This window comes from Nocardioides sp. NPDC057577 (assembly GCF_042801335.1).
GTDB lineage: Bacteria > Actinomycetota > Actinomycetes > Propionibacteriales > Nocardioidaceae > Nocardioides.
Map to the genome: position 1 here is coordinate 1 of NZ_JBHVGB010000268.1, position 4,984 is coordinate 4,984.

Here is a 4,984-nt window from a genome sequence, read left to right on the forward strand (position 1 = left end):
GGTCAGGATGAGCCGACTCGGCCCGATCTGATCAGATATCGCGGAACGCGGTGATGTTCGCGCCGAGCTGGTTGAGCCGCTCGGCGAGATCCTCGTAGCCGCGGGCGATGACGTAGGTCGAGCGGAGCACCGAGGTGCCCTTCGAGGCGAGCATCGCGAGCAGCACGACGACGGCCGGACGCAGCGCCGGCGGGCAGACGATCTCGGTGCCGGAGAAGTGGGTCGGGCCCTCGATCATCACCCGGTGCGGGTCCATGAGCGTGACGTTGCCGCCGAGCTTGTTGAGCTCGGTCAGGTAGATCGCCCGGTTCTCGTATACCCAGTCGTGCAGCAGCGTCTGACCCTGCGCCACCGCCGCGATCGCGGCGAAGAACGGCAGGTTGTCGATGTTGAGACCGGGGAAGGGGAGCGGGTGGATCTTGTCCAGCGGCGCGTGCAGCACCGAGTGCTTGGAGGTGATGTCGACCAGGCGGGTCTTGCCGTTGAGCGCCAGATATTCCTCGGAGAGGGTGTAGTTGAAGCCCATCTCCTCCAGCGTCGCCAGCTCGATCTCCATGAACTCGATCGGGACCCGCTTGATGGTGATCTCGGAGTCGGTGACGATCGCGGCGGTGAGCAGCGACATCGCCTCGATCGGGTCCTCGCTCGGCGCGTAGTCGACGTCGACGTCGATGACCTCGCGGCCGGTGACGCGCAGCGTGGTGGTGCCGATGCCCTCGACCTCGACGCCCAGCTTCTGCAGGTAGAAGCAGAGGTCCTGGACCATGTAGTTGGACGAGGCGTTGCGGATCACCGTGGTGCCCGGGTGCAGCGCGGCAGCCATCAGGGCGTTCTCGGTGACGGTGTCGCCGCGCTCGGTCAGCACGATCGGGCGGCCCGGCTGGATCTCCCGGTTGACGCTCGCGTGGTAGGCGCCGTCGGTGGCCTTGACCTCGAGGCCGAAGGGGCGCAGGGCCGACAGGTGCGGCTCGACGGTGCGGGTGCCGAGGTTGCAGCCGCCGGCGTAGGGCAGCTCGAAGACGTCCAGGCGGTGCAGCAGCGGGCCGAGGAACATGATCACCGAGCGAGTCCGGCGCGCGGCGGCTTCGTCCACCGCGTCGAGGCGCAGCTCCTTCGGCGGCACGATCTCGAGGTCGTTGTCGTCGTTGAGCCAGCGGGTCTGCACGCCGATCGAGTTGAGCACCTCGATGATGCGGTTGACCTCTTCGATGCGCGCGACCTTGCGCAGCGTCGTACGGCCGCGGTTGAGGAGCGAGCCGACCAGGAGGGCGACCCCGGCGTTCTTCGAGGTCTTGACCGTGATCTCACCGGAGAGCTTCGTCGGACCGGTGACGCGCAGGTGCGTCGGGCCGGCCCCGATGTCCACGAGGGAGGAGTCCAGAGCGGCGCCCACCCGGGCGATCATCTCCAGCGACAGGTTCTGTTGCCCCTGCTCGATGCGGTTGATCGCGCTCTGACTGGTGTTGAGAAGATCGGCGAGCTGTGCCTGGGTGAGGCCCTTGTGCTTGCGCGCATCGCGAATCAGGTTCCCGATACGACCTTTGTATCCGTCGGTCATGGTGCACCACCGTAACTCATATATGAGATAAGCCTGGATTCCCCGCGAAGTGTCGGCGTTTCGTTTCGTGACTGTTGCCTGCGGCCCCAACGGCCACCATGTGCAACATCTCGTACGCCGGGTGACAGGATGCCACCATGCGCGCGACGACGATCCATGGGGTGGGCGACATCCGCTTCACCCAGGTACCCGATCCTGCTCTCACGAAGTCCACCGACGCAATCGTCAAAGTGGTGGGTTCCTGCATCTGCGGCTCCGATCTGTGGAACTACCGCGGCTCCAACGGCGACATCGAGGAGCCGCGCACCATCGGCCACGAGTGCATCGGCGTGATCGAGGAGGTCGGTGCCGACGTACGCGACTTCAAGGCCGGCGACTTCGTGATCGTCCCCTTCGACCACTGCGACAACACCTGCCCGCACTGCCTGGCCGGAGTCCAGTCGGTCTGCGTGAACCTCGGCTTCACGGTCAGTGGCCAGAGCGAGTACGCCTTGGTCAACCAGGCCGACGGCTCGCTGGTCAAGCTCGGCGAGACTCCCGACCCGACGATGTACCCCGACCTGCTCGCGCTCACCGACGTGATGGCCACCGGCTGGCACGCAGCGGTCATGTCGGGTCTCGGCACCGGCGCCAAGGGCGGGACTGCGGTCGTGGTCGGTGACGGCGCGGTCGGCCTGTGCGGCGTGCTGGCTGCTGCCCAGCTCGGCGCCGAGCGGGTCGTGGCGATGTCGCGCCACGAGGCCCGCCAGGAGATCGCCAAGAAGTTCGGCGCCACCGACATCGTCGCCGCCCGCGGCAAGGAGGGCGAGGCGGCCGTACGCGAGCTCACCGGTGGCGTCGGGGCCGACTACGTCCTGGAGTGCGTGGGCACCGACCAGTCCTTCAAGACGGCCTCCAAGGTGGCCCGTCCCGGGGCGACCGTCGGGTTCGTCGGTGTCCCGCACGACGTCAACCTTCCGGTCAACGCTCTCTTCCGCACCAACGTCGGTCTCAAGGGCGGGATGGCGCCGGTGCGCCGCTACCTCCCCGACCTCCTGCGCCTGACGCTGGAGGGCACGATCAACCCCGGTCTGGTCTTCGACAAGGCGCTGCCGTTCGCGGAGGCCGCCGAGGGCTACCGCCTCATGGACGAGCGGCTCGCGACCAAGGTTCAGCTCACCTACTGAGCCACGCTGATCCCGGGCAGGGGATCGGCCGGGCGCCTCATCTGCAAGACTCGGTCGATGCCCCGCACCGACACCATGCGCCTGCGCCCGCTGTCACCGGGCGACGAACACGTCTTCGCCGACTGGGCACACGATGAGGAGTTCCGGGTGGCCAACGGCTGGCCGGAGCGCGACCGTGACGGTCACCTCCGCCACTGGCGCCGCTTGATCGATGCCCCACCGCCCGAGCTCATCAGGCTCGCGGTGGAGCTCGACGAGGAGGTCGTCGGCTACGCCGACATCCACGGACTGGCCCCCGACACCCGCGAGCTCGGCATCGCCATCGGCCCCAGCACACGCTGGGGCCATGGCCTCGGCCGGCGGGCCATCAAGACCGCGCTCACCTATGGCTTCTCCGTGCTCGACCTGACCCGGATCTGGGCCGAGACGCACGAGACGAACACTCGCGCCAAGAAGCTCTTCGGCACGACCGGCTTCATCGAGACCGGCCGCCACGGCTCCGACACCTACCGCGGCGAGGACGTCAGCCTCGTCCAGTACGCCGTCGAGCGCCCCTACTGACCCCCGCCGTCGGCCGGATCAGCCGGCGATGCGTACGGCCTTCTCGCCGGGGTAGCCCTCGGGGAGGAGCATGGTGCCGTCCTGGTGGCGGTAGAGGACCTGCCAGTGCCAGTAGAGGTCGTACGCAGCGGGGGACCGCTTCATCTGCTCGGCGTAGGCGCTGACGGCGGCCACGTAGCGGTCGGAATGGTTGTAGGACCACAGCGCTCCGGCCATGTCGCCCGGAGCACCGTTGTTGGCGAGCATGCGTCCGGCGGCCATGATCGCATCGGCGGGGTCGTTGATGTCGCCGCCGGCGCCGTACTGGGCGAAGGTCGAGGGTAGGAACTGCATCGGGCCCTGGGCGCCCGCGGTGCTGGTGCCACGGATGCGGCCCATGCGGGTCTCGACCAGGTGGACGGCCGCGAGGTACTCCCACGGCGTCCCGGTCGCCTGCTGCGCCTTGCGATAGAGCGGGTGCAGCTCCTCCGGCATCGGCGGCGTCAGGATCCTCCAGTCCGGGAGCTCGGGCTGAGGGTCGGTCATGACCATGAGCTCTCGTGCCGCGGCGATGTCCGCCGTGAGCTGGGTGCGATCGGCGCGGCCGAGCGCGCCCATAACCGAGTCGGCCTTCGCCTTCGACCCGCGGGCGAGGTCGCGTGCGGTCGTCTGCTCGAACAGCGCGGCCTCGCGTACGTCCTCGGCTCCTGGCTTCCCACCGGCGACCGTCGCCATCGCCTGGGTGAGGCGATCTGCCAGTGGCACCGACGCATCGTCGAGCGGGACCGTCGCCGGTGACGTGCCCGGCGAGGACGGGCTGGGCGAGGACCGGACGGTCGAGGAAGCCGACGGAGTGCCGGCCGGATCCGAGGACGGCTCACCGCCACAGCCGGCGACGAGCGCCAGGGCTGTGGCGGTGGCCAGGGCAGCGAGCCGGGTGCGCACCCGATCGACGCTACCCGACGGTCACTGCGCGCCGCTCTGCCCGATGATGGCCGCGAGCTCGGCCGGCTTGGTCAGCTGCGGCCAGTGCCCCGTGGGCAGGTCGATGAAGGTCGTGTCCTTGTGCTTCGGGATGGCGGCGACCGACTCGGTGCCGTCGGCGATCCACTCCTTCAGATCCGCGGCAGTGTATTCGGGGCAGACGAACACCGCCGGGACCGAGTAGCGACGTTCGTCACCGAGCTCGAAAGGCTCGGAGGTCAGGTTGGCGGGGGAGGGCCGCAGCAGTGCCTCGAAGGCGGCGCGGTCGAGGTCGCGCACGTCGGCCTCGTCGAACTCCTCCCAGGGCACCGGCGGCAGGTCGGCGCCGTCGGTCGGAAAGTTCTTGGCCGGGATCATCCCCGGCTCCGCCGGCCAGCCGCCGACGTAGACCACCGCGGCGACCTTGTCGACGCGCGCATCGAGAGCCGCACCGGCGACGGCACAGCCCATCGAGTGGCCGACGAGGATCACCGGCGCGGCCGACTCGTCGATGGCAGCCACGACGGCGGCGACCTGGTCGGCGACGTGCACGCCGGACCGGTCGGTCTCGGCCGACTCGAGGCCGGGCAGGGTGAGCGGCCGCGGGGTGTGGCCGGCGTCGGTCAGATGGGGGACGACGAGGTCCCATGAGGAGGCATCCAGCCAGAGGCCGGGTACGAGAACGATGTCCATGAAGCGATCCTCTTCCTGATTGCGGACGATCTACTTCCGCCACCCGGACCAATCTGAAATTTCC

At 68.9% G+C, this 4,984-nt stretch carries 5 protein-coding genes; 2 read left to right on the forward strand and 3 right to left on the reverse strand.

Annotated features, from left to right (window positions below):
• Positions 1-31 precede the first annotated feature (31 nt).
• Entirely contained in the window at positions 32-1,558 is a 1,527-nt protein-coding gene (locus ACFU7D_RS28550; RefSeq protein WP_378727206.1) for a UDP-N-acetylglucosamine 1-carboxyvinyltransferase, read from the reverse strand.
• A 137-nt stretch (positions 1,559-1,695) separates the two neighbouring features.
• Between ACFU7D_RS28550 and ACFU7D_RS28555 the strand changes: the two genes are divergently transcribed.
• Together ACFU7D_RS28555 and ACFU7D_RS28560 are read left to right on the forward strand one after the other, a co-directional pair.
• A complete protein-coding gene (locus ACFU7D_RS28555; protein ID WP_378873628.1) occupies positions 1,696-2,724 on the forward strand; it encodes a zinc-dependent alcohol dehydrogenase family protein in 1,029 nt (342 codons plus the stop codon).
• A gap of 57 nt (positions 2,725-2,781) precedes the next feature.
• Complete coding sequence (locus ACFU7D_RS28560) at positions 2,782-3,285, forward strand: GNAT family N-acetyltransferase (RefSeq protein ID WP_378727203.1); 504 nt, start codon at positions 2,782-2,784, stop codon at positions 3,283-3,285.
• An 18-nt stretch (positions 3,286-3,303) separates the two neighbouring features.
• Here the strand turns inward: ACFU7D_RS28560 and ACFU7D_RS28565 are convergent, their stop codons facing one another.
• Together ACFU7D_RS28565 and ACFU7D_RS28570 are read right to left on the reverse strand one after the other, a co-directional pair.
• Positions 3,304-4,209, reverse strand: a complete 906-nt coding sequence (locus tag ACFU7D_RS28565) for a transglycosylase SLT domain-containing protein (protein WP_378873630.1) — start codon at positions 4,207-4,209, stop codon at positions 3,304-3,306.
• A gap of 21 nt (positions 4,210-4,230) precedes the next feature.
• A complete protein-coding gene (locus ACFU7D_RS28570; protein WP_378873632.1) occupies positions 4,231-4,920 on the reverse strand; it encodes an alpha/beta fold hydrolase in 690 nt (229 codons plus the stop codon).
• Between the last annotated feature and the right edge of the window lie 64 nt (positions 4,921-4,984).